The organism is Shewanella sp. 0m-6, from assembly GCF_052977325.1.
On sequence record NZ_JBRIMD010000063.1, the window covers coordinates 1 to 2,193 of the forward strand.

General features: G+C 44.7%; 1 protein-coding gene. It reads left to right on the forward strand.

Annotated features, from left to right (window positions below):
- Positions 1-595: 595 nt before the first annotated feature.
- Positions 596-2,068, forward strand: a complete 1,473-nt coding sequence (ltrA, locus tag ACVBJC_RS20340; RefSeq protein WP_447162723.1) for a group II intron reverse transcriptase/maturase — start codon at positions 596-598, stop codon at positions 2,066-2,068.
- Positions 2,069-2,193 lie beyond the last annotated feature (125 nt).

Genomic DNA, 2,193 nt, shown 5'->3' on the forward strand with positions numbered 1-2,193 from the left:
AAGGCTAACTCACTTTGGGGCGTGCGACGTGAGGTCGTATGAAGCGCTGTTCACCGCTTTTGAGTGAACCATCTGTATCACCAGATGAACCTAAGAGCCTGAATAAAGTAGCGGCTCTGACAATGTAACGAAGATTGGTTATAGACCAATCGGGATCTGAATCGTGAGAGAACGATCCTCCTGATAACCACAAATCGGGTGAGTGCTAGGTAGTCAGTATGATGAACATAAGTGAATCCGCATAAGGTGCGTTATGTGATGAAACAGCGGAAGTGGTTTATACGCTGTGGCCAAAAGGCAATGAGAGTTGGAAAGAGATTGCCCCATGCTCTTTCGTGATCAATATAACTCTTCGCACTATAGCGGGCATCTACCCTGACATTGCGCGACATACGGAACACGGTAAGCCTATATCGCTCCCACTGGGAAAGCTTTTATGGCCGATAGCGATGTAGGTATAGGAGGTTGGAAAAAGCGAAAGCTGCATTGTAACGATGCAGATACAGACTGGTGTCTGGTCACGAAAGTGAGCCCACTTCCGACTGGTCTCCCGTTGCAAGATAATTTGGAGAACTTTATTCAAGGAGAAACGCAAATGATGATTTCAACAGAAATTAGTGCCTCTCCTTACGGCGCTCAATGGCAGTCCATAGACTGGAAATCCGTTGAACCGCATGTATTAAAGCTTCAGATGCGTATTGCAAAGGCAACTCGAGAAGGTAAACGCAGCAAAGTGAAAGCGTTGCAGTGGATACTGACTCACTCGCGTTCAGCAAAACTTCTTGCTGTTAAGCGTGTATCACAAAAGAAAGGCAGTAAAACGCCTGGAATAGATGGTGTTATCTGGAATACAGATACCCGCCGCATGAAAGCAGTAAATCAATTGAGCAGGAAGGCATATCTAGCCAAACCACTCAAGCGTATCTACATCCCCAAAAGGAATGGCAAACTTAGACCTCTTGGTATCCCATGCATGATAGACAGAGCACAACAAGCGCTCCACCTTCTTGCATTAGAGCCTATATCGGAGACGTTTGCTGACCCAAACAGCTATGGATTTAGACCAAATCGTAGCACTGCCGATGCAGTCGATCAGTGCTTCAAATGTTTGGCTCTAAAGAGATCAGCTCAATGGGTTCTTGAAGGGGATATCAAATCCTGTTTCGACAAAATCGGGCATCAATGGCTAATTGATAACATCGCCATAGATAAACGCATGTTGGAACAATGGTTAAAGTCTGGTTTTATGGACAAAGGGCTGTTTTATCGTACTGATGAGGGCACACCACAAGGAGGGGTTATATCCCCAACCTTGATGCTAATGACTCTTGCAGGACTCGAACAGCGCATAAAGTCTACAGCACTCAAAAAGGGTGCCAGAGCTAACTTTATTGGATACGCCGACGATTTCGTCGTCACCTGCGCTTCAAAGGAAGTGCTCGAGAACGATATCAAACCGTTGATATCTGATTTCTTAGCGGAAAGAGGCTTAACACTCTCCGAAGAGAAAACGCACATTACCCACATCAATAATGGTTTTGACTTCTTAGGGTTTAATCATAGGAAGTACAAAGGGAAATTGCTCATTAAACCGAGCAAGTCCAATACCTTGTTGTTCTTAAGTAACCTGCGCGAACTCATCAAAAAGCACGCAACCATCCCTGTTAACGATCTTATCAAATTGATAAATCCGAAACTAAGGGGTTGGTCGAACTATTATCGACATTGCGTTGCTAAACAAGTATTCGGGTATGTTGGGCACAAACTATTCTATACGTTATGGCACTGGGCAGTAAGGCGCCATCCAACAAAGTCTAAGACTTGGGTAGCCCTTAAATACTTCATCAACCGAAAAGGCCAATGGCAATTTCACGGTTGGCAGAAGGTCAAGGATATGGATTGCCAATTTAATCTATTCCAAATAGCCAAAGTGCCCATTGAGAGACATGTAAAAATCCGAAATGCGGCTATACCGTTCGATCCTCAATACCAAGAATACTTGGCTAGGAGAAAATTGAAAAGGCAAGCTCGTAACTCTTGGAATGAACCTGCTCTCACTGCTTTATAAGTTGCTGGGTATCAAACGATACCTTTGTGGAGGCTTGAGCCTAGTGCAGTGAAAGTTGCACGCTGGGTTCTTAGGAGGGCGGCACTTGGTAACAAGTGTCGTCTATCCGACATTTCCGTGTTAGA

What these genes read in the sequence shown, in the direction of transcription:
- ltrA (WP_447162723.1), top strand. Translation starts at nt 596, where the DNA reads ATGATGATTTCAACAGAAATTAGTGCCTCTCCTTACGGCGCTCAATGG.